This window comes from Achromobacter sp. JCM 18799, assembly GCF_055395645.1.
In genome coordinates, this window is record NZ_AP043866.1 from 2709068 (window position 1) to 2733504 (window position 24437).

Here is a 24437-nt window from a genome sequence, read left to right on the forward strand (position 1 = left end):
GGGCCGATTGGCCACGTGCGCCTTTTTCCGTGACGGATACGGCTAGGCCTGCGCCGCATCCTCCAGAATCATCTCGGCCCCCCGCTCGGCCACCATCATGACGGCACCCTGCGTATTGCCGGACACCATCTTCGGCATCACCGACGCATCCACCACGCGCAGGCCGGACAGGCCGTTCACCCGCAAGCGCACGTCGGTGACGGCGGCGGCATCGGAACCCATGCGGCAGGTGCCTATGGGGTGGTAGATGGTCTGGCCGTTGCGCCGCGCGAAGTCCAGCCATTCGTCGTAGCTGTCCACCGCCGCGCCGGGGCTGATCTCCGATTCGACATAGCGCCGCATGGCCGGCTGGCCGACGATGCGCCGCGCCGCCTGCATGCCACCCACCAGGCTGTCGCGGTCCACCTGGGCGGACAGGAAGTTGGGCCGGATCGCAGGCCCCGCCTGCGGATCCGCCGACTTGATGTGGATGGATCCGACCGACTCGGGACGCAGTTGCGCCACGCCTATCGTCATGCCCGGCTGCCGGTCGAGGATACGTTCGGCCGCATTGGCGTAGCTGGCGTGCACGAAGAAGTACTGCACGTCAGGCGCCGGCAGGTCCGGCGCGCTTTTCACGAAGCCGTGCACCAGTCCCGTGCCCAGGGTCAGGATGCCCTTGTGGCTGGCGTAGTAGCGCGCCACCTGCTGCGCCAGGCGCCAACCGCGCGACATCTCGTTGAGCGTCACCGTGCCTTTCACTCGCCAGTTCATGCGGGTCGCGAAGTGGTCGATGTAGTTTTCGCCGACCTGCGGCTGCGCCAGCACCGGCGCGATGCCGAACGCTTGCAGCAAGGCGGGATTGCCAACGCCGGACAGTTCCAGCAGCTGCGGCGACTGCACCGCGCCCATGCACAGCAGCGTCTCGCGCCGCGCGCGCACGATGTGCTCCTGTCCGTTCTTGCGATAGGCCACGCCCACGCAGCGCTTGCCCTCGAACACCAGCCGAGTCACGTGCGCGCCGCATTCCACGGTGAGATTCTTGCGGCCGGAAGCGGGTTTCAGGTAGCCGTCCACCACGCTCCAGCGCCTGCCTCGGTGCTGCAGCACCTGGTAGTAGCCCACGCCCTCCTGGCTGCCGCCGTTGTAGTCGGGATTCAAGGGCTGGCCGTCCTCTTGCGCCGCCTTCAGGAAGGCATCCGATATGGGAAAGCGTTCGGACACCTCTTCCAGATGCATCGGGCCGCTCTTGCCGCGGCTGGCGTCGCCGGGTTCGTAGCATTCGATCTTGCGGAAGATGCGCTCGGCCTGGCTGTAGCCCCAGCCGGTCGCGCCCGCCGCCTCCCAGCCGTCGTAGTCCTGCGGCTGGCCACGGACGTAGATCATGCCGTTGATGAGCGTCGACCCGCCCACGCCCTTGCCGCGCGGCACGGCAATGGTCCTGCCGTGGACGTTGTCTTCCGGCTCGGTGGCGAAGCGCCAGTTGTATTCCGGGTTGACCAGCAGTTTGGAAAAGCCCGCCGGGATCGAGATCCACATGCTGCGGGCCTCATGTCCGGCCTCCAGCATCAGCACGCGATACTTGCCGTCGGCGCTCAGGCGGTTGGCCAGGATGCAGCCCGCCGTGCCGCCCCCGGCAATGATGAAGTCGTAGTCGCTCATACGGGTCAGCGTCCCGCGTCGGCCGGCTTGTCCGCCGCCACGCCCAGCATTTGCGCCATCAGTTCGATCTGGCAGGCCAGCATCGGCGCGCCATAGTGCACCTTGCAGCCGCGGGCCTGCGCCGCCAGCAGCAAGGCCGTGTCCTTGGGCTGCATGATGACTTCACAGACCAGTTGGTCCGGCGTCAGGCGGCTGGCGTCCAGCGGCAAGGCGTCGTCCGGCTTCATGCCCAGCGAGGTGCCGTTGACCACCAGGTCGTGCCCCGAGGGGTCGGCCGTGCCCACGTCGATCCGGGCGCCGGGATGCAGCGACAGGATGCGCGCCTTCAGATCCTCGGCCTTGGCCGTGGTGCGGTTGGCGATGGTCAGCCGCGACACGCCGGCCTGGACCAGCGCGAAGCCGATTGCATTGGCCGCGCCGCCCGCCCCCGCCAGATAGGCGCTCTTGCCCCGCGGCGACACGCCTGCGCTTTGCAGCCCGCGGACAAAGCCTTCGCCGTCCAGCATGTGCGCCACCAGCTTGCCGTCCGCCTCGCGGCGCACCACGTTGGCTGCGCCGATCTTGCGCGCAACCGGAGTGGCGTCGTCGACCAGCTCCAGTATCGCGGTCTTGTGCGGCACCGTGACAATGACGCCGCCCAGGTTTTCCAGCCGCCGCAGTCCAGCGACCACCTCGGCCAAGTTATCCGGCCGGGCGTGGAACGGCACGCACACGCCGTCGAAGCCAATGGCGGCAAAATGCTCATTCATGCGCTGCGGCGTCTTCACGTGGTGAATGGGATCGGCCAGGATGCCGAACAGGCGCGTGGTGCCGGTGATTTCCTTCATGTCTGTCTCCGTGTCTCAGGGCTGGAGCGTGGCGCGCGCGACGTCGGCGATGCCGTCCGCGTCCAGCTTGTAGTGCGCATACAGGGTGGTGGGCGGCGCGATCAGGCTGTATTCGTCGTAGATGCCATGGCGGCGCAAGCGCGTGCCTGTGCCCGCGTCGGCCAGCACCTCGGCCACGGCCGAACCCAGCCCGCCCAGCACGTTGTGCTCTTCCACCGTCATCAGCACGCGGGACTTGCCTGCCGCGGCCAGCACGGCGTCGCGGTCCAGGGGCTTGATGGTGGGCATGTCGATCACGCCCACCGACAATCCTTCGCCGCGCAGTTGTTCGGCGGCCGCCAGGGCCGCGTGCACAGTGATGCCGCAGGCGATGATGTTCAGGTCCGAGCCGCGGGAATGGACAATGGCGCGGCCGAACTGGAAAGGCGCGCCGTCTTCATAGACCTGCGGGTCGCGGCCGCGGCCGATCCGGAAGTAGATCGGCTCGGGCCAGTCCACCGAGGCCTTGATGGCGGATGCCAGCTGCGGGCCGTCGGCGGGCGAGACCACCGTCAGGCCGGCCAGCGCCCGCATCGTCGAGATATCTTCGGTGGCGTGGTGCGAGGTGCCATAGAAGCCCAGGCTGATGCCGGTGTGGTGGCCGATCAGGCGCACGGGCAGCTTGGTATAGGCCACGTCCATGCGGATCTGTTCGCAGCACAGCAGGCCCAGGAAGGACGCGAAGGTTGCGACGAAGGGCATCATGCCGGTGGTCGCAAGGCCTGCCGCGGCCGACACCATGTTCTGCTCGGAAATGCCGAATTGGACATAGCGGTCGGGATAGGCCTGGGCAAAGCGGTTCAAGCCGTTGGAGTACTGCAGGTCGGCCGAACCGGCGACCACCGGATGGCCGGCCGCAGCCAGCTCGATCAGCGCGTCGGAAAGATAGGACAGCCCGGGGTTCACCGCATTCAGCGCGCGGTACTGCCAGGAATCGGGAGAGAGGACTTGTGCCTGTGCCATTCAGATCTCGCGGGAAAGGATTTCTTCAACGGCGCTTTGCGCGTCTTGCGGCGCCAGGTAGCCCAGATGCCAGCCCGGCTCGGTTTCCATATAGGACACGCCCTTGCCCTTGATGGTCTTTGCGATCACGCAGGCCGGCCTGGCGCGCGACTCGTCCGCGCGCAGGCGGCGCAGCAAAGCGGTCAGTTCCACCAGGTTGTGGCCGTCCACCTCATGCACTTCCCAGCCGAAGGCCAGCCATTTTTCCTTCAGCGATTCCACGCCCATGACCTCGTCGACCTTGCCGTCGAGCTGGTAGCCGTTGCGGTCGACGATCGCAACCAGGCGCGACAGGCGGTTGTGGGCGGCGAAGAGCGCCGCCTCCCAAACCTGGCCTTCCTGCATCTCGCCGTCGCCCAGCAGCACGAAGACGTTGAAGTCGCGCCCGCTCATGCGCCCGCCCACCGCCATGCCCACGCCGTTGGACAACGCGTGGCCGATGGAACCCGAGCTGAAGTCCACGCCCGGCACCTTGCTCATGTCGGGATGATCGCCCAGCGGGCTGCCCAGGCGGGTGTAGCCGTCCAGCAGCTCGCGGGCTATGAAGCCATGGTCCGCCAGCACCGGGAAGAGACCCACGGCGGCATGGCCCTTGCCCATCAGGAAGCGGTCGCGGTCGGGCCACTGCGGCTCGCCCGGACGCAGCCGCATCACGTCGTAGTACAGCGCGGCGAAGATTTCCGCGCACGAGAACACCGAGCTGTAGTGCCCGACCTTGGCGATCTCGATCAACCTGATGGTCTCCAGCCGGATATGGCGGGCCTTTTCCCGCAGCAGCCCGACCTCCCCTTCGGTGGGGACCTCCCTGTCACTCCTCATGGCGCTTCCTTTTCGCTGTTAGGATATATGATATATAATATACCCATCGCGCTCGAATTTGCCATGGCGGGATAGAATTCATCCCGAATCCACCCGCCCCCATCAATACAGCAAGCCTGAGCCTGTCATGTCCAGCCTTAAACCGGTAAAGAAAGAGAACCTCTCCGTCAGGGTCTACAACGAAATCCGCAATGCCCTGATCAACGGGCAGTACGAACCCGGCGAACGCCTGATCATTGGCGAACTGGCCCAGGAAATGGGCGTCTCCATCACGCCTGTACGCGAGGCCATCTTCCGGCTGATCAGCGAGCAGGGACTGGAAATGCAGGCGGCCACCGCGGTCTACGTGCCTTACGTCAATTCGGAAAAGCTGCGTGAAATCCAGCAGATCCGCTTCCACCTGGAAGGCATGGGCGCGGCCGAAGCCGCACAGAACATCACGCGCAAACAGCTGGACAACCTGATCGCGCTGCAGCGGGATTTCATCTCCTGCACTTCCAGCGATCCCAAGCGCGCCAGCTACCTCAACCGCAAGTTCCACTTCGGCATCCTGGAAGCCAGCAACAAGCCCATCCTGCGCGCCACGGTCGAATCGTTCTGGGTGATCACCGGCCCCATCCTCAAGGTGTTCCACGTCAAGACCTCTGGGCTGGACTATTCGCAGAACGAGCACCGCCACGAAGCGGTATTGGAAGCCCTGGAAGCGCGCGACTCCGAAGCCGCCAGGCAGGCCATCCAGGCCGATCTGGTCTGGGGCGGCAAGATCATGATCGACTGGCTGGTCGAGCGCGAAAAGGAACTCGACTACCGCCCCCCCGCTGCCCGCAAGTAGGCAAACCCGAAGGAATCCCCCATGCTGAAGATTTTTGGCGCGCCCAGCCGCTACATCCAGGGCGCCGGCGCCCTGGACACCCTGGGACAGTACGCAGCCCTGTTCGGCCGCCGCGCCGCCCTGGTCATAGACAGCTATGTGCATGGCGTGCTGGGGCCAAGAATCGAAGCCTTGTGCGCGGCGCATAACGTGTCGCTCGCGCCGCTGATCGTCGAAGGCGACCTGACGCCCGCGGCGATCACGCAATTGCGCGCGCAGGCCGCGCCTGCCGGCATCGACATGGTGATCGCGGTGGGCGGCGGCAAGGCGCTGGACGCGGGCAAGGCCGTGGCCAAGTCCTCGCACTGCCATCTCATCACCGTGCCGACCGTCGCCTCCAACGACGCGCCCACCAGCAAGAACTACGTCCTGTACGACGCCCATCACAACCTCCTGGCGGTGGAGCACATGCTGTTCAACCCCACCATCGTGCTGGTCGATACCGCCGTCATCGCCACCGCGCCAGCGAATTTCTTTCTCGCCGGGCTGGGCGATGCGGTCTCGAAGAAATTCGAGGCCGAGCAATGCAGCCGCAACAGCGGCCGCAACATGTATGACGGCGCGCCGCCCCTCACCGCCCAGTTCATCGCCGACGGCTGCCTGCGCACCCTGCTGGCCGACGGCGCGGATGCCGTGGCGGTTGCCGGCAGCGGCCAGCCCACGCCGGCCTTCGAACGCGTAGTGGAAGCGATGATCCTCATGAGCGGCCTCGGTTTCGAAAGCGGCGGCCTGTCCATCGCCCACTCGCTGACGCGCGGGCTGCCCAGGATCAGCGGCCTGGCGAGCGCCCCGCATGGCCTGCAGGTGGCGGTCGGACTGCTGGTGCAGCTGGACCTGGAAAACCGGACGGACGGCGTGCTGGCCGAGCTGACCCGCTGGTATGCCCAGGTGGGCCTGCCCACCACCTTGCGCGAACTGGGTGCGGCCGACATGCCGGACGACACGGAACTGCGGCTGGCTGCGGAGCTGAGCCTGAAGGCCCGCCACGCCGCCAACTTCGACCGCGCGCTCGATACCGACACGCTGGCCGCCGCGCTGCGCCGCCGCGCCTGACGCGACAAGGGGCCGGATAGCTGCCGGCCCCTGGCCGCATCAGAACGCCACGTTGTCCTTGCCCTTCAAGTCGAGCTTGGCGCGCGCCTCTTCGGGCGTGGCGATTTCCAGGTTCAGCGCCTCCAGGATGGTGCGGATGCGCTCCACCTGGACCTGATTGGATTGCGCCATCTCGCCCGGCCCGATCCACAACGAATCCTCCAGCCCCACCCGCACGTTCGAGCCCATGGCCGCGCCTATGGTGGCCAGCGGGATCTGGCCGCGGCCGGCGCCCAGGATCGACCATTCATAGTCGTTGCCGAACAGGCGGTCGGCCGTGCGCTTCATGTGCATCAGGTCTTCCGGGTGCGGGCCGATGCCGCCCAGGATGCCAAACACCGATTGGATGAACGGCGGCGACTTGACCAGGCCGCGGTCCACGAAATGCGCAAGGTTGTACAGATGGCTGATGTCGTAGCACTCGAACTCGAAGCGGGTGCCGTTGGCGTTGCCCAGCGCGAGGATGGACTCGATGTCCTGGTAGGTATTGCGGAACACCAGCGAGCGGCTGTTTTCCAGATGTTCGCGTTCCCAGTCGTGCTTGAACTCCTTGAAGCGGCCCAGCATCGGGTACAGGCCGAAGTTCATGGATCCCATGTTCAGGGACGCCAGCTCCGGCTTGAAGGTGGTGGCCGGACGCATGCGCTCTTCCACCGTCATATGCGGGCTGCCGCCGGTGGTGATGTTGATGATGGCGTCCGTTTCCCGCTTGATCCGCTCCAGAAAGGGCTTGAACAGCGCCGGGTCCTGCGACGGCTTGCCGGTCTGCGGATCGCGCGCATGCAGGTGCAGCACCGCCGCGCCCGCCTTGGCCGCGCCGATGGCCGCTTCGGCGATCTCGTCGGCGGTCACTGGCAGGTGCGGCGACATGCTGGGCGTATGGATGGCGCCCGTCACGGCGCAAGTGATGATGACTTTCTGCTTGGGCTTAGCCATTGTTGTCTCCGTTGTCCTGTTTATGGCGCATGAGGCGCATCAGTTTTTCATCGCGCCAGAAGCGGCGCTTGGCAAGATCTTCCTGCGGCAGCAGGCCGCGGCGTTCCTCCGACAGCGCGTCGACCAGCGCGCCGTCCCAGGCGACGGGTTCGCCCTGGGTCGCGCCGATGGACTGGTACAGCCCGCCGTAGCGCGCGCAATAGTCGGCAATGCCGCCGGGTGCGTTGAGGTCTATGGTTTCGAACGGCCCCATGAACGACCAGCGCAGGCCCAGGCCGTCCTTCACCGTGGCGTCGATGTCCTCGGCGCTGGCGACGCCCGCGCTGGCCAGGCGGAACGCCTCATGCAACAACGCGCCCTGCAGGCGGTTCAGGATGAAACCTTCGATTTCGCGCCGCACCAGCACGGGCTTCTGGCCGATGCCGGCCATGACGGCGCGGGCGGAATCGACGGCCTGCGGGCTGGTCCAGGGCGCGGGGCACAGTTCCACCACCGGGATCAGGTACGGCGGATTCACCGGGTGCGCCACCAGGCAGCGGTGGCGTCCGGCCAGATGCCCGGTGAATTCGCTGGCGGGGATGCTGGATGTGGAGCTGCCGATGATGGCGTCGGGTTCGGCCGCCGCGTCCAGTTCAGCAAACAGCGCCCGCTTGATTTCCAGATTCTCGGGCGAGTTCTCCTGGACGTAGCGGGCGCCCTTCAAGGCATCGGCCAGGCTGCTTGCCACATGGACGCGTCCGCCTATGGCCTCGGCGTCGGTCAGCAAGCCCTGGGCTTCAAGTTCGCGCAGTTGCCGCAGGATCAGGCCGCGGGCTTCGGCCAGCATCGCGGCGTTGACGTCGTGCAGGCGCACTTCCCAGCCCATGCGGGCGAACACAATGGCCCAACCCTGGCCTATCAGGCCGGTTCCGATGATGGCGGCGCGCTGCGCCTTGGACCCGGCGTCCATCAGTAGAGCTTCTGCGTGAAGCCGTCCACCACGATGGCCTGCCCCGAAACGCTGCGGGCGGCCTCGCTGGCATTGAACAGCACCATGTTGGCGATATCGCGCGCCGTGACCATGCGGCCCAGCGCGGCCTGGTTCTCGTACTGCGCGGCGATCTCCTCCACCGGCCGGCCCAGCGTATCCGCCTTGGCCGCGATGACGGCGCGGATGCGCGGCCCTTCCACCGCGCCCGGCAGGATGGCGTTGACGCGGATGCCATAGGGACCCAGCTCGATGGCCAGGGACTTGGTAAAGCCGATCACCGCCCACTTCGAGGCGGAATAGACGGAGCGCCCGGCAAAGCCGAGATGGCCGGCCGCGGACGACAGATTGATCATCACGCCGGCCTTGGACTCCTTGAGCAGGCCAATGGCCTGGCGCGCGCACAGGAATTGCCCGGTGATGTTCACGGCCAGCGTGCGGTCCCAGTCCGCCTTGGACAGGGTTTCGACGTAGCCGGTGGGACCGGCCACGCCCGCGTTGTTGACCAGGATGTCCAGGCCGCCCAGCTTGGCGCGGACCTGGTCGAACAGCGCGGCGACGCTGTCTTCGTCCGAAACGTCGGCCAGGGCCGCATGCACGCCGGGCAATTCGGCCGGCAGCGCGGCCAGGCGCTCCTGGTTCACGTCGCATACGAACACGGAGGCGCCGGCATGGCGGAACACCTTCGCCATCTCCAGGCCCAGCCCGTCCGCGCCGGCGGTGATGAGCACCTTTTTCCCGGCGAAATCCACTTCCTCGAACATGCCTCTGTCTCCTGATTCTTATGAAAAACGGCCGATTGATGATATACGATATATGAAAAAAACAACTATTTTCTAGCGTTTGTTGCAACCGTTGCAGCCACCGGAATGCTTCATCCCAAAGCCGTAAAACCCCCGCCATTTGCTTGATATCAGCCCGCTAAGTCTTTATTCATGCGGCTTTAGGGAATTCCCCGATTCGGCGGGTTACGGCCCCAACTAGAATCCAAGGCGGGGTTTGCTACCCGCCCGTCCGATATATCATATATTCAAAAAAACGGACCAAACAAGAAAGTCCGCATCCCATACCGACAAAGGAGCGTAGACAGTGTTCAAGTTCAACAAAATTGCTTTGGCGCTGGGCCTGTGCGGCGCGCTGGCAAGCGGCACCGCAGCGGCCGACATGAAGGTAGGCGCCCTCTTCCCGTTCAGCGGCGCGCTCGCGCTTCTGGGACAAGAGAGCTATCGCGGCCTGGAACTGGCCGTCAATGAGATCAATGCCGCCGGCGGGGTCAACGGCGAAAAGATCGAGATCATCAAGGCCGACGCCGTCGATCCGACGCAAGCCGTGTCGGAAACCAAGCGCCTGATTTCCTCCAACGTGGTCGGCGTGTTCGGCAGCTACGCTTCCGGCATCTCCTATGCGGCCTCGCCCGTGACCGAGCTGGCCGGCGTGCCCTATTTCGAACTGGGCGCCACCGCGCACAAGATCACCACCCGCGGCTACAAGTACCTGTTCCGCAGCAACCCCAACACCGCGCTGTACGGCGTGTCGGTGGTCAACGCGCTGCACGACACCATCGCGCCGGGCATGGGGCTGAACCCCAAGGACATCAAGATCGGCATCATCCACGAGGACGGCCCCTACGGCACCGACGTGGCCGCCACCGAGAAGAAGCGCGCGCAGGAGCTGGGCTATACGGTCGCGGAAGTGCTGCCGTACTCGGCCAAGACCGTGGACCTGTCCTCGCTGATCCTGCGCCTGAAGGGCGCCAAGGTCGACGTGGTGCTGCAGACGGCCTACCAGAACGACGCCATCCTGTTCTTCAGCCAGGCGCGCGCCGCGGGCTTCAAGCCCAAGGTCGTGATCGGCGCGGGCGGCGGCTATTCGCTGGCGGACACCGCCAAGGCCGTGGGCGCCGACATGAACGGCGTGTTCGACCTGGACTTCCCGCAATCCTCCATCAACCCCGCGGGCGCGCCCGGCCTGGACAAGTTCCTGGAAGCCTACAAAGCCACCTACAAGAGCGACCCCCAATCCGGCCACAGCCTGACCAACTACGTCGGCGCCAAGGCCTTCTTCGAAGCCATCGGCAACGCCAAGTCCACCGACAAGGACAAGATCCGCGCCGCGGTCCTGGCCTACAAGAAGCCGGCCGGCCAGACTGCCAACGGCTGGGCCTTCGACTTCGGCGAAGACGGCCAGAACAACGCATCCACGTTCTACGTGATGCAGTGGCAGGACGGCAAGCTGGTCACCATCGCACCCAGCAACCTCGCACTCGGCAAGCCCGTCTTCAAGAAATAAGCGCCACGCCAGTGCTCAGGCGCTCGGGGGCGCCTGACGTTTCCCGGGGTCCGCGCGCCCCGGTTCGGCCGACGACACGGCCGGGCCGGGGCCGCCACCCGTTCTAAGAGGTTGCAACATGGAACTATTCATTCAACTGGTCATCAACGGCCTGTTGCTGGGCGGCGCGTACACCATCATCAGCCTGGGGCTGACGCTGATCTTCGGCGTGGTGCGCGTCGTGAACTTCGCGCACGGCGAGTTCCTGATGATAGGCATGTACATGGTCTATCTGATCGCGGCGCAATTCGGCGTGCATCCCTATGCCGGCCTGGTACCCGTCGCCGTCATCCTGTTCGCGCTGGGCGCGCTGACGCAGAAGGGCATCATCCAGCCGCTGCTCAACGCCGACCAGCACATCCAGATCTTCGCCACGGTGGGCGTGTCCACCATCCTGCTGAATCTCGCCCTGGTGATCTTCGGCGCCAACGTCTACCGCGCGCCGGTGGAGCTGGGCACCAATGCCATCGACATCGGCCCCTATTCGATGGTGACCGGGCAGCTCGTTACCTTCGTGATCGGCCTGACCCTGGCGGTGCTGCTGCACCTCTTCATGCACCGCACCTACCTGGGCCGCGCGCTGCGGGCCGTGGCGCAGCACCGCTACGCCGCCACCCTGATGGGCGTGAACGTCAACAACGTCTACGCCATCGCCTTCGGCCTGGGCACGGCCTTCGTCGGCATCGCCGCCGGCCTGCTGGCGCCGCAATATCCGGTGTTTCCCACCGTGGGCACGTACTTCGTGCTGACGGCGTTCGTGATCGTGGTGCTGGGCGGCCTGGGCAGCCTGTACGGCGCGGTGGCCGGTTCCATGATCATCGGCATCGTGGACACGTTGGCCGGCTTCTACATCGCCCCCGACCTGAAAGAGGTCGTCTATTTCGGGATCTTCCTCTTGATCCTGGTGCTGCGTCCGAACGGCCTGTTCGGCGTCGGCACAGAGTGATCAGAGCAACAAGGAGCGAGATGTGTTTCCCGATATCCGACACCCCAAGACCTACGTCAGCCTCATCCTGCTGATCGCGATGTTCCTTGTGCCCGTGATCATGGGCACGCCATTCTGGACCAACCTGTTCGTGCTGCTGTTCGTGTTCTCGGCCCTGTCCGTGGCCTGGAATATCGTCGGCGGCTACGCCGGCCAGCTGTCCCTGGGCCACGCCGTGTTCTACGGCATCGGCGGCTACACCGCCACGCTGCTGACGCAGAACTTCGGCATTTCGCCGTGGTTCGGCATGCTGGCGGGCGCGGCGATCTCGGGCGCGGTCGCCATCCTGATCAGCTACCCTACCCTGCGGCTGCGCGGCCCGTTCTTCGCGCTGGCCACCATCGCGATCCTGGAAGTGGTGCGACTCCTGGTGATCCACGAGGAAAGCTGGACGGGCGGCTCCAGCGGCATCAGCCTGCCGCTGAACATAGGCTGGACCTGGATCGTGTTCCGCGAGAAGGTCAATTACGTGATCATCGCCTTCGGCCTGTTCCTGCTGGTGACCTGGGCCTCCTGGTACATCCGCAAGTCGCGCATCGGCCACTACCTGATCGCGATCCGCGAACGCGAGGATGCGGCGCTGGCGGTCGGCATCCATACCGTGCGCATGAAGATCATCGCCGCGGTCGTGTCGGCCATGCTGACCAGCATCATCGGCACCTTCCACATCACCTACCTGACCTTCGTGGACCCCAGCTCGGCGTTTTCGCTGGAACTGTCGATCCAGGTGGCCATGTTCGCGCTGATCGGCGGGCTCGGCACGGTGGCCGGCCCCATCGCCGGCACCTTCCTGGTGCTGCCCATCGCCGAACTGGCGCGCGGCTGGCTCAGCAGCGTGGGCAACGGCATGCACGGGCTGATCTACGGCCTGATCCTGGTCGCGGTGGTGCTGACCATTCCGCGCGGCCTGGCCGGCGCCTTCGGCCCGGCCATCGAACGCTGGCTGTCGCGTCTGCCCTATCTGGGCGCACCTCGCGCCAAGCTCAAGCTGGCCGACGAACTGCGCCTGCACAACGCCGAACGCACGGATCAGCCGGTGCTCAAGGCCGACAAGCTGTTCAAGAGCTTCGGCGGCCTGCGCGCCACCAACGACGTGTCGCTGACGCTGAACCAGAACGAGATCCTGGGCATGATCGGCCCCAACGGCGCGGGCAAGACCACGGTGTTCAACCTGCTGTCGGGCTTCCTGTCGCCGGACAAGGGCGGCATCACCATGCTGGACGCGCAAGGCAACTGGGTCACCTGCAAGACGCCCGACGAGTTCGCGCACCAGGGGCTGGGCCGCACCTTCCAGATCGCCAAGCCGTTCACCGGCCTGACCGTACTGGAGAACATCATGCTGGGCGCCTTTATCCGCACCTCGAACCGGGACGAGGCCGAACAGATCGCGCTTAAGGTCGCCGAGCAGACCGACCTGGTGAAGTACCTGGACATCGAGGCGCGCAACCTGACCGTGGGCGGCATGAAGCGCCTGGAGGTCGCCCGCGCGCTGGCGATCAAGCCCCGCATCCTGCTGCTGGACGAGGTGATGGCCGGGCTGAACCCCACCGACATCGAGAAGTCGATCCAGATGATCCGGCGCATCCGAGATTCCGGCGTGTCGGTGCTGCTGATCGAGCACATGATGCAGGCCACCATGGCGCTGTCCGACCGCATCATCGTGCTGAACGAAGGCGCGGTGCTGGTCAGCGGCGCGCCCAAGGACGTGGTGGAGAACCCCGCCGTCATCGAGGCCTATTTGGGCAAGGAGTACCAGGATGCTTAAGGTTTCGAATCTGTCCTCGGGCTACGGCAAGAGCCAGGTCCTGAACGGCCTGAACTTCGAGGTCCATGCGGGCGAGATCGTCACGCTGATCGGCGCCAACGGCGCCGGCAAGACCACCACCTTGAAGACGCTGTGCGGCGTCATCGCCGCCATGGACGGCAAGGTCGAGTTCGAAGGCCAGGACCTGACCAACCGCAAGCCCTACGACATCGTCGACGCGGGCATCACCATGATTCCCGAAGGCCGCCAGCTGTTCCCGCACTTCACGGTGCGCGACAACCTGCTGATGGGCTCGTACAAGCGCGCCGCGCGCCCCATCGTGCAGCGCAAGCTGGACGAGGTGCTGGGCATCTTCCCGCGGGTGCAGGAACGCTTGAACCAGTACGCCGGCTCGCTTTCCGGCGGCGAACAGCAGATGGTGGCAATCGCCCGCGGCATGATGGCCGATCCCAAGCTGCTGGTGTTCGACGAACCCTCGCTGGGCCTGTCGCCGCTGCTGGTGCAACAGATGTTCGACATCATCCGCGGCGTCACCGCGCACGGCGTGACCGTGCTGCTGGTGGAGCAGAACGTGTTCCGCACGCTGCGGCTGGCGGACCGCGGCTACGTGCTGGAGAACGGCGCCATCGTGCGCACCGGCACCGGCGCGGAGCTGCTGAGCGACCCGCATGTGAAGAAGGCCTATCTGGGCCATTGATACCAAGGATTCCTTATGTCTTTACGCTGCACATACATCGACCACGGCCAGGGCGGCGCGCCCGACTGCATGCGCCTGGCCGAACGCGACATGGAAGCGCCCGCCGGCCGCCAGGTGCTGATCGAGGTCGCCTACGCCGGGGTCAACCGCCCCGACGTGCTGCAACGCTCGGGCTCCTATCCGCCGCCTCCGGGCGCCTCGCCCCACCTGGGGCTGGAAGTGTCCGGCACCGTCATCGCCGCCGGACCCGACGCCAGCCTCTGGAAAGTCGGCGACCAGGTCTGCGCGCTGACGCCGGGCGGCGGCTACGCCCAATACTGCCTGGCGGACGAACGCCATTGCCTGCCCGTGCCGCGCGGCCTGGACTTGCTGACGGCCGCCGCCATCCCCGAGAACTACTACACCGTCTGGACCAATGTGTTCGACCGCGCCCGTCTGGCGGCCGGCGAGCGCTTCCTGGTGCACGGCGGCTCCAGCGGCATCGGCCTGACCGCGATCCAGCTGGCGCGCGCCTTTGGCGCCGAAGTCTGGACCACGGTGGGCAATCAGGAAAAGGCCGACGCCTGCCTGGCCGCCGGCGCGCACCATGCCGTGCTGTACCGCGAGGCCGACTTCGAGGCAGCGGTGCGCCAGGGCAGCGGCGGCGCGGGCGTGGACGTGATCCTGGACATGGTGGGCGGCGCCTACATGAACAAGAACCTGCGGCTGCTGGCGCTCAATGGCCGGCTGGTGCAGATCGCTTTCCTGGAGGGCAGCAAGGCCGAGATCGACGCCATGCCCATCATGCTCAAGCGCCTGCAATTCACCGGCTCCACATTGCGCCCCCGCTCCGACGAGGACAAGGGTGCGATCACCCGCGCGCTGGCGGAAAAGGTGCTGCCGCTGATGGAACAGGGGCAATGCCTGCCGCGCATCCACAAGGTGTTCCCTCTGGCGGAAGCGGCCCAGGCGCATGCGCTGATGGAAAGCAGCAAACACATCGGCAAGATCATGCTGAAGGTGGCCGCATGAGCGGGCGCTTCAAGGACCAGGTCGCCATCGTGACCGGCGCGGTCGGCGGCATAGGTTCGGCCATCGTCGAAGGCTTCCTGGCCGAAGGCGGCCGCGTGGGCCTCATCGATTTCAATGCGCAGGGCGGCCAGGCTTACGAAAAGGAACTGCGCAAGCGCGGCCACGGAGTCTGCTTCGTGCACGCGGACGTCGCGCGCTTCGAGGAGTGCCAGGCGGCCTACGAACGCATCAGCGCGGAGCTGGGTCCGGCCACCATCCTCGTCAACAACGTCGGCATTTCACCGAAGACCGATGGACGCGCGCTGAAGGTCTGGGAGATGCCGCCCCGGGAATGGGAGAACGTGGTCGCCGTCAACCTGAACAGCGTGTTCTACATGACGCACCTGGCCACGCCGCACATGGTGCGCGAGCGCCAGGGCCGCGTGATCAACATGTCGTCGGTGGCCGGCCGCGCTTACTGCGACATCGTGGCGGCGCATTACGCGGCCACCAAGGCTGGCCTGATCGGCCTGACGCGCCACTGGGCCGCCGAACTGGGCGAGCACCAGGTCACGGTCAACGCCCTGGCGCCGGGACGCATCAGCACTCCCTTGCTGAAGACCGTGCCCAAGGAGATCAATGACGCGGTCGCGCAGGTGACCGCGCTGCGCCGCCTGGGCACGCCGGAGGAAGTGGCGGATGCCTGCCTGTTCTTCGCGTCGGACCAGGCCCGCTTCGTCACCGGCCAGGTGCTGGACGTGGCCGGCGGCTGGCTGATGACCTGAGAGCATCGCAGGCAGCGCCCGCCCGAACGCAGGCGGGCGCTTTCTTCACTCCTGCGCGCCCAGGTGGTAGACCACCGTGTCCAGCCGGCTGACGCCGGCCGCCAGGAACTTCGGTTCCTTTTCCAGGATGTCGCGGCGATCGATGATCCTGGCGGGCGACACGCCCGCAAAGATGTTCTGCACTTCGCTGTCCACGACAGAGAACGGCGGCCCCGGCATTTCTTCCTGCGGATAGTCCAGCGTGATCAGCAGTCCCTGGTAGGCGGGCGACAGATTGCCGTAGACGTGGCGCACGTAGTCCGCGCGCATGGTATCGGGCAACGCCACCAGCGCGGCGCGGTCATAGGCGCCCACGCAATGCGACAGCAGTTGCGCGTCCAGTTTGAAGATGTCGCCGCAGATGATTTCGATGCTGCCCGCCACGTAGTGCTTGCCATAGACGGACACGTGCGTGAGCGGCTTGAGCTCGTTTTCCTCGAAGAATTGTTCGACCGCGAGCTGCGACAGCTCGACGCCCAGCACGGAATGCCCCTGGGCCGCGATCCACACCATGTCCAGCGACTTGCCGCAAAGCGGCACCAGCACCCGGCCGTCCTTGGGTACGCCCAGCGTCGGCCAATACTTCTGCAATAGCGGCGTGACCCGCGATTGATGAAAATGCGTGCGCCCTTCGCGCCAACGCTCCAGCCAGAATTCCGCGTCCATGCCCGGTCTGCCTCCTGTGTATCGTTGCGGGGCATTGTAGTTCGCCGGCGCGACGGCGGGCGTCCCGGCCCTACATCCGCGGCAGCAGGCTGCGGATGTCGTCCACGATGGGCACCGCGGCCAACGCCATGAGCATCAGCGCCAGCGGCACCGTCGAGCCGAACCCGAAGTTGAAGAAGGAATACGCGCCCGTCACGCCGCCGACGAAGAACAACGACACCAGCACGGTGAGCACGACAAGCTTGCTACGGTCCGCGCGCACCGGCCGCATGGATGCGGGATCCCCCTTGGCCATGTTCCAGTAAAACAGCTTGCCCAGTTCTATGCCGATATCGGTGACCATGCCCGTCACGTGCGTGGTGCGGATCTCGGAGCGCGACAGCTTGGTGATCATGGCGTTCTGCAGACCCATGATGTAGCAAAGCAGCATGACGGTGCCCGGCACATAGAACCAGCGCAGCGTCTCCAGGTTGGCGCCAAGCAAGCCGAAGCCCAGCAGCAGCACGGCTTCGTATAGCAGCGGCATGGCGTATTCGCTGGTCAGGCGCGAGCGGCGCCCGAAGTTGATCAGGAAGGCCGAGCTGGCGGCGCCGGCCAGAAAGGACAGCAGCGCCGCCAGGCCCTGCAGCACCACGATCACCCCGCCCAGCGCCAGGTTATCGGCCATCATGGAGACGATGCCGGACATGTGCGAGGTGTATTGCTGCACGGCCAGGAAGCCGCCGGCGTTGACCGCGCCGGCGGTGAAAGTCAGGACGTAAGCCAGGTGCCTGTTGGCCTGGGGGCTGCGGCTGACGGCCGTCAGGCGGCGTAGATACGGAATGGCCACGCGTGTCCCTTCAAGACAAGAATCCATACACAGCAAAGTGCATGACATTCTAGTCGCCGCGGCACGGCGCGAGGTCCGGCGCGCCGGCCGCCAGCCATGCCGGCGGCGGCCCCGCCCGCCTCCGGCGTTTTACGCCGCGCCGGATTCGCTCAGCTGCTTGCGCCGGTATTCGCCCTGGCGCACATGCATCCAGCCCGGATACTCCGGCGGCAGGACGCTGACCTGGTCGAGTTCGGCCAGTTCGTCCGCCGTCAGGCGTATCGCCGTGGCCGCCAGATTGTCGTCCAGCTGCTCCACGCGCTTGGCGCCGATGATGACGCTGGTCACGGCCTGCTGGTGCAGCAGCCAGGCCAGGGCTACCTGCGCCACCGATACGCCGCGCGCGCCGGCGACGCGCCGCAGGACCTCGATGCTGTCATAAGCGCGTTCCTGGTCCACCGGCGGGAAGTCGAAGGCGGCGCGGCGGCTGCCGGCTTCGGCCTGCCCGTCGCGGCTGTACTTGCCGCTGAGCAGGCCGCCCGCCAGCGGACTCCATACCATCAGGCCCACGCCTTCGCTTTGCAGCATGGGCACGATCTCGCGCTCCAGGTCGCGGCCGGCGATCGTGTAATAGGCCTGCAGCGATTCGAAGCGCGCCAGCCCCAGGCGTTCAGCGATGCCCAGCGCCTTCATGATCTGCCAGGCGGCCCAGTTGGACACGCCGACATAGCGCACGTGGCCATGCTGCACCAGATTGTCCAGCGCCCTGACAGTTTCTTCCACCGGCGTGGCGGGATCGAAGCCATGGATCTGGTAGAGGTCGATATGATCCAGCTGCAGGCGCGACAGGCTCTTCTTGACGCCGTCCATGATGTGCGAGCGCGAGTTGCCGCGCGCATTGACGCCAGCGCCCGTCTGTCCGAACACCTTGGTCGCGATCACGACGTCCTCGCGCGCCACCTTCAGGTCGCGCAGCGCCTGCCCGGTGATGACCTCCGAGCGGCCCTCGGAGTACACGTCGGCCGTGTCGATGAAATTGACGCCGGCATCCAATGCGCGGCCCACCAGCCGGTTGGCGTCTTCCTGCTGCAGGCTGCCGATCTTGCTCCACAGTTCGCCTTCGCCGCCGAAGGTCATGGTGCCCAGGCAGAGTTCCGACACGAACAGGCCGGTGCTTCCGAATTTCTTGTACCGCATGGTTGCGCTCCTTCAAGGGCTGGGCGGGAGCCGGCGCTCCGGGATGGAATGGCCGCGGCCCGCCTGCCGGGATGAAGGCAAGTATGCGTCCAGGGGCCGGCGCGGACGCTGCTTGATCCTGCCCTTTTTTTGCCCAATCCTGCAGCGCTGCCCCGCCTGTGGCGCCTGGCCGCTCATTCCTCCGAGTTTTCTGCCCATTTCTCCATGAAAAGCGCCACCGCCTGGACGCAGGCTGGCTTAGGCATACACTGAAAGCCACCCAATCCTCCGACTTTCTGCCGCCCTATGCCTACCCGGCACGGCGCGCCACGGGAGCCCCCATGACCATCACATCCGCACTTGCCGCCAGCGTCGCCGTCCCGACCCTGGACGTCGCCTATGAGCCGGCGCGGCGCGAACTGCTCTGCACGCTGGAACGCATGACCGGAGACCTGGAGGGTTCGCTGGACACGCCCATCGAGGGCCTGTTCCTGCACCGCATTTCGCAGCCCACCGGCGCCAAGCCCGGACTGCAGAAAGCCGCCCTGGGCGTTATCGCCCAGGGATCCAAGCGCCTGCTCATCGGCGATGAAGCCTACGAGTACGACCCCTTCCATTACCTGATTTCCTCGGTGGATCTGCCGGTCGTGGCCAAGGTGTCCGTCGCCAGCCCGACCCTGCCCTATCTGGGCTTGCGGCTGGACCTGAACGTGGAGGAGATCACCGCGCTGATCAGCGACGACAGCCTGCCGCCGCAGCCGCCGGCCGAGGCCGCGCGCGCGCTTTGCGTCAATCCGCTGGGCGGCGCGCTGCTGGACGCGGTGCTGCGCCTGTTGCGCCTGCTGGACACCCCGCGCGACATTCCCATCCTGGCGCCCCTGGTCAAGCGCGAGCTGCTGTACCGCCTGCTGATGAACGGCCAGGGCGCGGTGCTGCGCCAGTCGGTGCTGCAGGACAGCCAGCTCAACCGCGTGGCCAAGGCCATCCGCATTCTGCGCGACAACTATGCCCTGCCCCTGCGCGTGGAAGAGATCGCGCGCGACGTGCACATGAGCGTGTCCTCGCTGCATCATCATTTCAAGCAGGCCACCGCCATGAGCCCGCTGCAATACCAGAAGCACCTGCGCCTGCAGGAAGCACGGCGCCTGATGCTGACCGATGACGCCGGCGTGGCGCTGGCGGCCCATTCCGTGGGCTACGAAAGCTCGTCGCAATTCAGCCGCGAATACAGCCGCCTGTTCGGTTCGCCGCCCTTGCGCGACAAGCAGCGCTGGAAGGACGAAACCGCCTCGGCGCCAGCCTGAGCCGCCGGTCCGGCATCTCTAGGGGATTGCCCTAATCCTAATTTGACAACGTTACCATTAGACTGCCGCCATCAAATGATAACGTTGTCATAACCCTGATTTTTCTTCGGCGGCCACATGAATCCATTCCTGGAAACCCTGCTCGATACTCCACTGGACGACACCTACCGGGGTATTCCTCCGGGCGAACCCGCCGTCCCGCTGCGCGGCGTCGCAGCCCGGGGCTGGCAGCCCAGGAGCGGCAACATGGCCCTGCCCGTCCTGACGCTGGATGAGGCCGCCTTCGCCCACAACGTCGAGCAGATCTTCCAGTACGCCCGCAGCCACGGCGCGACGCTGGCGCCGCATGCCAAGACGCCGATGTCCCCGCAGATCGTGCAGCGCCTGCTCGACGCAGGCGCCTGGGGCGCCACCGTCGCCAACCTGCAGCAGGCCGCCGTGCTGTTGCGCGCCGGCGTATCCCGCCTGATGCTGGGTAACGAGATCGGCGGCGCGGCCAGCGGCGCCCGCCTGGGCAAGCTGCTTGCAGGCTACCCCGACGCGCGCCTGCTGGCGTTCGCGGACTCCGCCGACACCGTGCGTTCGCTGGCCGCCGCGGCCGCTGAAGCCGGCCGGCCCGTGGAGGTGCTGGTGGAAGTCGGCGGCGGCCGCGCGGGCGCGCGCGACGATGCCGCGGTCGCGGCCATCCTGGCCGCGATCCGCGAGCAGGGCGACAAGCTCGCGCTGGCGGGCGTGGCCACCTACGAAGGCGCCGTCGCCAGCTCGGACGCGGCGCTCACCGCCAGCAATATCGCCGCGCTGATGGAGCGCGCCGCCCGCGCGTTCAAGGCAGTGCGCGCGCTGGCGCCGCACGCGCCGCTGGTGTTCACCGCGGGCGGCTCGGCCTTCTTCGACCATGTCACGCAGGCGGCCAAGGGCTGGCTGGCCGAGGACGGCAATGCCCAGCTGGTGCTGCGCAGCGGCGCCATCTTCTTCCATGACCACGGCACCTACCAGCGCGCGCTGCAGGCCATGGACGCCCGCGCGGGCTTCCAGGTCAACGGCCAGGCGCGCAACGCCGCCGCCGACTTCCGGCCGGCCCTGCGCCTGTGGGGCGAAGTCCTGTCGCGCCCGGAACCGGGCCTGGCGATCTGCGGCTTCGGCATGCGCGACGTGTCCTACGACCAGGACCTGCCCGCGCCGCTGGCCGCCTTCCGCGGCGGCGCGGCCCTGCCCGGCTGGGATATGCAAGCCCGCGTCACGCGGCTCAACGACCAGCACGCCTTCCTCTCCATCGCGCCGGACAGCGAGCTGGCGCCGGGCGACGTGATCGAGTTCGGCATCTCGCATCCCTGCACCTGTCTGGACCGCTGGCGCGTCTTCTTCGGCCTGGACGCGGACGGCCGCGTGCAGTCGGCCTACCGCACGTTCTTCGGATAAGCCATGCAACAGCTGAACTTCCAACAGATCTGGCGCTACCGCGAACAGCTCTGGGACGGCATCCAGGTCACGCTGGAGCTGACCGTCATCGCCGTGGTCGCGGGGCTGGCCATCGGCCTGGCCGGCGCCCTGCTGACGCGCCATGGTCCCAGGCCGGTCAAGCTGGCGCTGCGCGCCTATGTCGAGGTGTTCCGCAACACGCCGTCGCTGATCCAGCTGTTCGTCGTGTTCTTCATCCTGCCGGGGCTGGGCCTGCGCATGCCGCCCTTCGTGGCCGCGGCGCTGGCGCTCAGCCTGTATTTCGGGGCCTACGCCATCGAGATCCTGCGCGCCGGCCTGGACTCCATTCCGCGCAGCCAGATCGAGGCCGGCCATTGCCTGGGCCTGAGCACCTGGCAGGTGTACCGCCACATCGTGCTGGCGCCCGCCTTGCGCAACGTCTACCCCGCGCTGGGCACGCAGCTGGTCATCCTGCTGCTCGGCACCTCGCTGGCCTCGCAGGTATCGGCCGAGGACCTGTTCCATGCCGGCAGCTTCATCGAAAGCCGCACCTACCGCAGCTTCGAGGTCTATGCCGTGATCTGCGGCATCTATTTCACGCTGGTGCTGATCACCAAGGCCTTGCTGGCCCTGGCCGGCAGCCTGGCCTTCACCTGGCCCGTGCGCCGCTAGGAGTCGCGAGCATGCGTACGTTTACCCTGAGTGATTTCGCCTCCCTGCTCAGCGCGCTGCAATGGACCGTGGCCCTGGTGCTGATCGCGCTGGCCATCGGCGCGCCGCTGGGCCTGGGGCTGGCGCTGCTGCGCGGCCACCGTTCGGCGCCGCTGCGCTGGCTGGCCGCGGCCATGCAGCAACTGGTCCAGGGCGTGCCGCTCCTGGGCCTGCTGATGTTCTTCTACTTCGGCATGCCGGTGTTCCTGGGCATCGAGGTGCCCGCGCTGACCGCCGTCAGCGTCGCCTTCATCATCTACACGGCGGCCTTCCTGGGCCAGATCTGGTACGGCGGCATCCAGGCCGTGAAGCACGAGCAATGGGAAGCGGCCGCCTGCCTGGGGCTGTCCAAGTGGCACCAGTTCCGCCACGTGATCGCGCCGCAGGCGTTCCGCCTGTCGCTGCCGCCCACCGTGGGCTTTCTGGTGCAGCTCGTCAAGGGCACCTCGCTGGCCTCGGTGGTGGGCTTTGTCGAACTGGCGCGCGCCGGGCAGATCGCCAGCGCGGCCACCTTCCAGCCCTTGCTGGTCTATTCCTGCGTCGCGTTGCTGTACTTCGCGGCGTGCCTGCCCCTGACGATGTGGGCCCGTAACCTGGAGGGCCGCTTCCATGGCGCTCGTTGAAGTCTCCAACATCCACAAACGCTTCGGCGCCAACGCGGTGCTCAACGGCGTCTCGCTCGACGTCAACGAAGGCGAGATCGTCACCATCATCGGCCGCTCCGGCTCGGGCAAGTCCACCTTGCTGCGCTGCCTGAACGCGTTGGAGACGGTGGACGACGGCGACATCCGCATCGGCGGCGAACGGATCCACGCCGGCATGCCCGGCCTGCGCCAGTTCCGCCAGCGCGTGGGCATCGTGTTCCAGCAGTTCAACCTGTTTCCGCACCTGAACGTGGAACGCAACATCACGCTGGCGCCCACGCTCAACGGCAAGATCGCCAAGTCGCAGGGCCGCGCGCTGGCGCTGGACGTGCTGCGCCGCGTCGGCCTGGCCGAAAAGATCGACGCCTATCCGGCCCTGCTGTCGGGCGGCCAGCAACAGCGCGTGGCGATCGCGCGCTGCCTGGCCATGGCGCCGCAACTGATGCTGTTCGACGAAGTCACCTCGGCGCTGGACCCCGAGCTGGTGGGCGAGGTGCTGAAGGTCATGGAAGACATGGCGCGCCAGGGCATGACCATGGTGCTGGTGACGCATGAAATGGCCTTCGCCCGCAACGTCGCCTCCAAGGTCGTGTTCATGCACCAGGGCCGCGTCTGGGAACAAGGCCCGCCCGCCGAACTCTTCGCCAACCCCCAAACCCCCGAGCTGCGCCAATTCATCGGCACGGCCGCGCCTTCCTCCCACTAAGTCATCCGCCACTGGAGTCATTGCATGAAACTGTTCGCCAAGCTGGCCGCCGCCGCGGCCGTCTGTCTCTCCCTGGCCGCGCCCGCCTCGGCCGCCGACAAACTGCAGGACGTGCTGGGCGCGGGCAAGCTGCGCGTGGGCGTGCTGATGGACGCCGCGCCCTGGGGCTTCAAGGACGCCAAGGGCGAGGCCGCGGGCCTGGACATCGACCTGGCCAAGCTCATGGCCGCCGACATGGGCGTGAAGCTGGAGCTGGTGCAGGTCACCGGCGCCAGCCGCATTCCCAGCCTGCTGGCCGGCAAGGTCGACGTGCTGATCGCGGCCGCCGGCGCCACCCCGGAACGCGCCCAGCAGGTCATGTTCTCGCAGCCCTATGCCGCGGTGAACCTGGGCGTCTACGGCGGCGCCAGCATGCCGCAGGCCAAGACCGTGGACGAACTGAAGGGCCACAGCATCGCCGTCGCCAAGGGCTCCACGCTGGACATCTGGCTCACCGACAACGCGCCGGGCGCCAAGCTGGTGCGTTTCGAGGACACGCCTTCGGCCGTGGCCGCCTATCTGGCCGGGCAGTCGGAGTCGTTCGCCGAGAACAGCGCCATCGCGCTCAAGGTGGCCGAGGACAACGCCGCGAAGGCGCCCGAACTCAAGTTCCTCATCCGCCAATCGCCCGCCCACGCCGCCGTGCAGCAAGGCCAGCAGAACCTGCTGAACTGGATCAATACCTTCCTCTTCACCAACCGCCTGAACGGCAAGCTGCCGGCGCTGCAGCAAAAGTGGTTCAAGGAAGCCCAGACCCTGCCGCAGATGTAATCGGCTTCATCAAAGGACTCGCATGATCAAACGCTACAAATCCGGCTCGCGCATGAGCCAGGCCGTCTCGTACAACGGCTTCGTGTTCATCGCCGGCCAGGTGGCCGACAATCGCCAGGGCTCGCTGGAATCGCAGACCCGCGAAGTGCTGGCCAAGATCGAAGCGCTGCTGGCCGAGGCCGGCAGCGACAAATCGCGCCTGCTGGCCGTGGACGTGTTCCTGCCCGCCATCGGCGACTTCGACGCCATGAACCGCGTCTACGACGCCTGGGTCGACCCCGCCAATCCGCCGGCCCGCGCCTGCGTCGAGGCCCGCCTGGCCGACCCCGACCTGCGGGTCGAAATGACCGCGGTCGCCGCGCTGCGCTAAGCGCGCCTTGCGGCGGCCTTCCGATCCCTCTTCGCGCCGC

The 24437-nt window shown here is 66.6% G+C and carries 24 protein-coding genes and 1 pseudogene; 15 read left to right on the forward strand and 10 right to left on the reverse strand.

Going from position 1 to position 24437, the window contains the following annotated elements:
- Positions 1-42 precede the first annotated feature (42 nt).
- Genes ACZ5YA_RS12835 through ACZ5YA_RS12850 form a run of 4 tightly spaced genes read right to left on the reverse strand, consistent with a single transcriptional unit; the run spans position 43 to position 4328 of the window.
- A complete protein-coding gene (locus tag ACZ5YA_RS12835) occupies positions 43-1641 on the reverse strand; it encodes a GMC family oxidoreductase (protein ID WP_118934488.1) in 1599 nt (532 codons plus the stop codon).
- Between the two features lie 5 nt (positions 1642-1646).
- Positions 1647-2468, reverse strand: a complete 822-nt coding sequence (locus ACZ5YA_RS12840) for a shikimate dehydrogenase family protein (RefSeq protein ID WP_464092637.1) — start codon at positions 2466-2468, stop codon at positions 1647-1649.
- A gap of 15 nt (positions 2469-2483) precedes the next feature.
- Entirely contained in the window at positions 2484-3470 is a 987-nt protein-coding gene (locus tag ACZ5YA_RS12845; RefSeq protein WP_464092638.1) for a transketolase family protein, read from the reverse strand.
- The gene (locus tag ACZ5YA_RS12850; RefSeq protein WP_118934490.1) at positions 3471-4328 is read right to left on the reverse strand and encodes a transketolase; all 858 of its coding nucleotides are present in this window, start codon (positions 4326-4328) and stop codon (positions 3471-3473) included.
- Positions 4329-4455: 127 nt separating this feature from the next.
- On the opposite strand from ACZ5YA_RS12850, the gene ACZ5YA_RS12855 reads away from it, so the two are divergent.
- Both ACZ5YA_RS12855 and ACZ5YA_RS12860 read left to right on the forward strand, forming a co-directional pair.
- A complete protein-coding gene (locus ACZ5YA_RS12855; RefSeq protein ID WP_059379533.1) occupies positions 4456-5160 on the forward strand; it encodes a GntR family transcriptional regulator in 705 nt (234 codons plus the stop codon).
- Positions 5161-5181: 21 nt separating this feature from the next.
- Positions 5182-6252 (forward strand): glycerol dehydrogenase, encoded by a 1071-nt coding sequence (locus ACZ5YA_RS12860; protein ID WP_059379534.1) that lies wholly within the window; start codon positions 5182-5184, stop codon positions 6250-6252.
- Between the two features lie 39 nt (positions 6253-6291).
- On the opposite strand, the gene kce is transcribed toward ACZ5YA_RS12860, so the two are convergent.
- Genes kce through ACZ5YA_RS12875 form a run of 3 tightly spaced genes read right to left on the reverse strand, consistent with a single transcriptional unit; the run spans position 6292 to position 8958 of the window.
- Positions 6292-7227 (reverse strand): 3,5-dioxohexanoate:acetyl-CoA acetone transferase, encoded by a 936-nt coding sequence (gene kce, locus ACZ5YA_RS12865; protein WP_013395474.1) that lies wholly within the window; start codon positions 7225-7227, stop codon positions 6292-6294.
- On the reverse strand, positions 7220-8176 hold the full coding sequence (locus ACZ5YA_RS12870; protein ID WP_464092639.1) for a 3-hydroxyacyl-CoA dehydrogenase: 957 nt from the start codon (positions 8174-8176) through the stop codon (positions 7220-7222). The genes kce and ACZ5YA_RS12870 overlap by 8 nt, the downstream gene beginning before the upstream one ends.
- Positions 8176-8958, reverse strand: a complete 783-nt coding sequence (locus tag ACZ5YA_RS12875; protein WP_054457818.1) for an SDR family oxidoreductase — start codon at positions 8956-8958, stop codon at positions 8176-8178. The genes ACZ5YA_RS12870 and ACZ5YA_RS12875 overlap by 1 nt, the downstream gene beginning before the upstream one ends.
- A 325-nt stretch (positions 8959-9283) precedes the next feature.
- On the opposite strand from ACZ5YA_RS12875, the gene ACZ5YA_RS12880 reads away from it, so the two are divergent.
- The 6 genes from ACZ5YA_RS12880 to ACZ5YA_RS12905 all read left to right on the forward strand — a co-directional run bounded on the left by ACZ5YA_RS12880 (position 9284) and on the right by ACZ5YA_RS12905 (position 15744).
- Positions 9284-10483: an ABC transporter substrate-binding protein gene (locus ACZ5YA_RS12880; RefSeq protein WP_118934496.1), complete on the forward strand. Its 1200-nt coding sequence runs from the start codon at positions 9284-9286 to the stop codon at positions 10481-10483.
- Between the two features lie 118 nt (positions 10484-10601).
- Positions 10602-11468 carry a branched-chain amino acid ABC transporter permease gene (locus ACZ5YA_RS12885; protein WP_054457820.1) on the forward strand — a complete coding sequence of 289 codons (867 nt, stop codon included), beginning with the start codon at positions 10602-10604 and terminating at the stop codon, positions 11466-11468.
- Between the two features lie 22 nt (positions 11469-11490).
- On the forward strand, positions 11491-13272 hold the full coding sequence (locus ACZ5YA_RS12890; protein ID WP_464092640.1) for a branched-chain amino acid ABC transporter ATP-binding protein/permease: 1782 nt from the start codon (positions 11491-11493) through the stop codon (positions 13270-13272).
- Complete coding sequence (locus ACZ5YA_RS12895; protein WP_118934500.1) at positions 13265-13969, forward strand: ABC transporter ATP-binding protein; 705 nt, start codon at positions 13265-13267, stop codon at positions 13967-13969. Before ACZ5YA_RS12890 ends, ACZ5YA_RS12895 begins: the two co-directional genes overlap by 8 nt.
- Positions 13970-13984: 15 nt before the next feature.
- On the forward strand, positions 13985-14980 hold the full coding sequence (locus tag ACZ5YA_RS12900) for an NAD(P)H-quinone oxidoreductase (protein WP_118934502.1): 996 nt from the start codon (positions 13985-13987) through the stop codon (positions 14978-14980).
- Entirely contained in the window at positions 14977-15744 is a 768-nt protein-coding gene (locus tag ACZ5YA_RS12905; RefSeq protein ID WP_059379540.1) for an SDR family oxidoreductase, read from the forward strand. Before ACZ5YA_RS12900 ends, ACZ5YA_RS12905 begins: the two co-directional genes overlap by 4 nt.
- Positions 15745-15789: 45 nt before the next feature.
- On the opposite strand, the gene ACZ5YA_RS12910 is transcribed toward ACZ5YA_RS12905, so the two are convergent.
- The 3 genes and pseudogenes from ACZ5YA_RS12910 to ACZ5YA_RS12920 form a co-directional block, all read right to left on the reverse strand.
- Positions 15790-16449 carry a thiopurine S-methyltransferase gene (locus ACZ5YA_RS12910; protein ID WP_059379541.1) on the reverse strand — a complete coding sequence of 220 codons (660 nt, stop codon included), beginning with the start codon at positions 16447-16449 and terminating at the stop codon, positions 15790-15792.
- Positions 16450-16540: 91 nt separating this feature from the next.
- Positions 16541-17278 (reverse strand): annotated as a pseudogene (locus ACZ5YA_RS12915) (YoaK family protein); the annotation flags it as partial.
- 129 nt (positions 17279-17407) lie between these two features.
- Entirely contained in the window at positions 17408-18454 is a 1047-nt protein-coding gene (locus tag ACZ5YA_RS12920) for an aldo/keto reductase (protein ID WP_464092641.1), read from the reverse strand.
- 320 nt (positions 18455-18774) lie between these two features.
- Between ACZ5YA_RS12920 and ACZ5YA_RS12925 the strand changes: the two genes are divergently transcribed.
- The 7 genes from ACZ5YA_RS12925 to ACZ5YA_RS12955 all read left to right on the forward strand — a co-directional run bounded on the left by ACZ5YA_RS12925 (position 18775) and on the right by ACZ5YA_RS12955 (position 24397).
- Positions 18775-19737: an AraC family transcriptional regulator gene (locus ACZ5YA_RS12925; protein ID WP_464092642.1), complete on the forward strand. Its 963-nt coding sequence runs from the start codon at positions 18775-18777 to the stop codon at positions 19735-19737.
- A gap of 117 nt (positions 19738-19854) precedes the next feature.
- Positions 19855-21156, forward strand: a complete 1302-nt coding sequence (locus tag ACZ5YA_RS12930) for an alanine racemase (protein WP_464092643.1) — start codon at positions 19855-19857, stop codon at positions 21154-21156.
- A gap of 3 nt (positions 21157-21159) precedes the next feature.
- The gene (locus tag ACZ5YA_RS12935; protein WP_118933731.1) at positions 21160-21828 is read left to right on the forward strand and encodes an amino acid ABC transporter permease; all 669 of its coding nucleotides are present in this window, start codon (positions 21160-21162) and stop codon (positions 21826-21828) included.
- 11 nt (positions 21829-21839) lie between these two features.
- On the forward strand, positions 21840-22490 hold the full coding sequence (locus tag ACZ5YA_RS12940) for an amino acid ABC transporter permease (protein WP_054457830.1): 651 nt from the start codon (positions 21840-21842) through the stop codon (positions 22488-22490).
- Positions 22477-23217: an amino acid ABC transporter ATP-binding protein gene (locus ACZ5YA_RS12945; protein ID WP_059379546.1), complete on the forward strand. Its 741-nt coding sequence runs from the start codon at positions 22477-22479 to the stop codon at positions 23215-23217. The genes ACZ5YA_RS12940 and ACZ5YA_RS12945 overlap by 14 nt, the downstream gene beginning before the upstream one ends.
- Positions 23218-23241: 24 nt before the next feature.
- Positions 23242-24027, forward strand: coding sequence for a transporter substrate-binding domain-containing protein (locus ACZ5YA_RS12950; protein WP_059379547.1), 786 nt, complete (start codon positions 23242-23244; stop codon positions 24025-24027).
- A 22-nt stretch (positions 24028-24049) separates the two neighbouring features.
- A complete protein-coding gene (locus ACZ5YA_RS12955; protein ID WP_054457833.1) occupies positions 24050-24397 on the forward strand; it encodes a RidA family protein in 348 nt (115 codons plus the stop codon).
- Positions 24398-24437 lie beyond the last annotated feature (40 nt).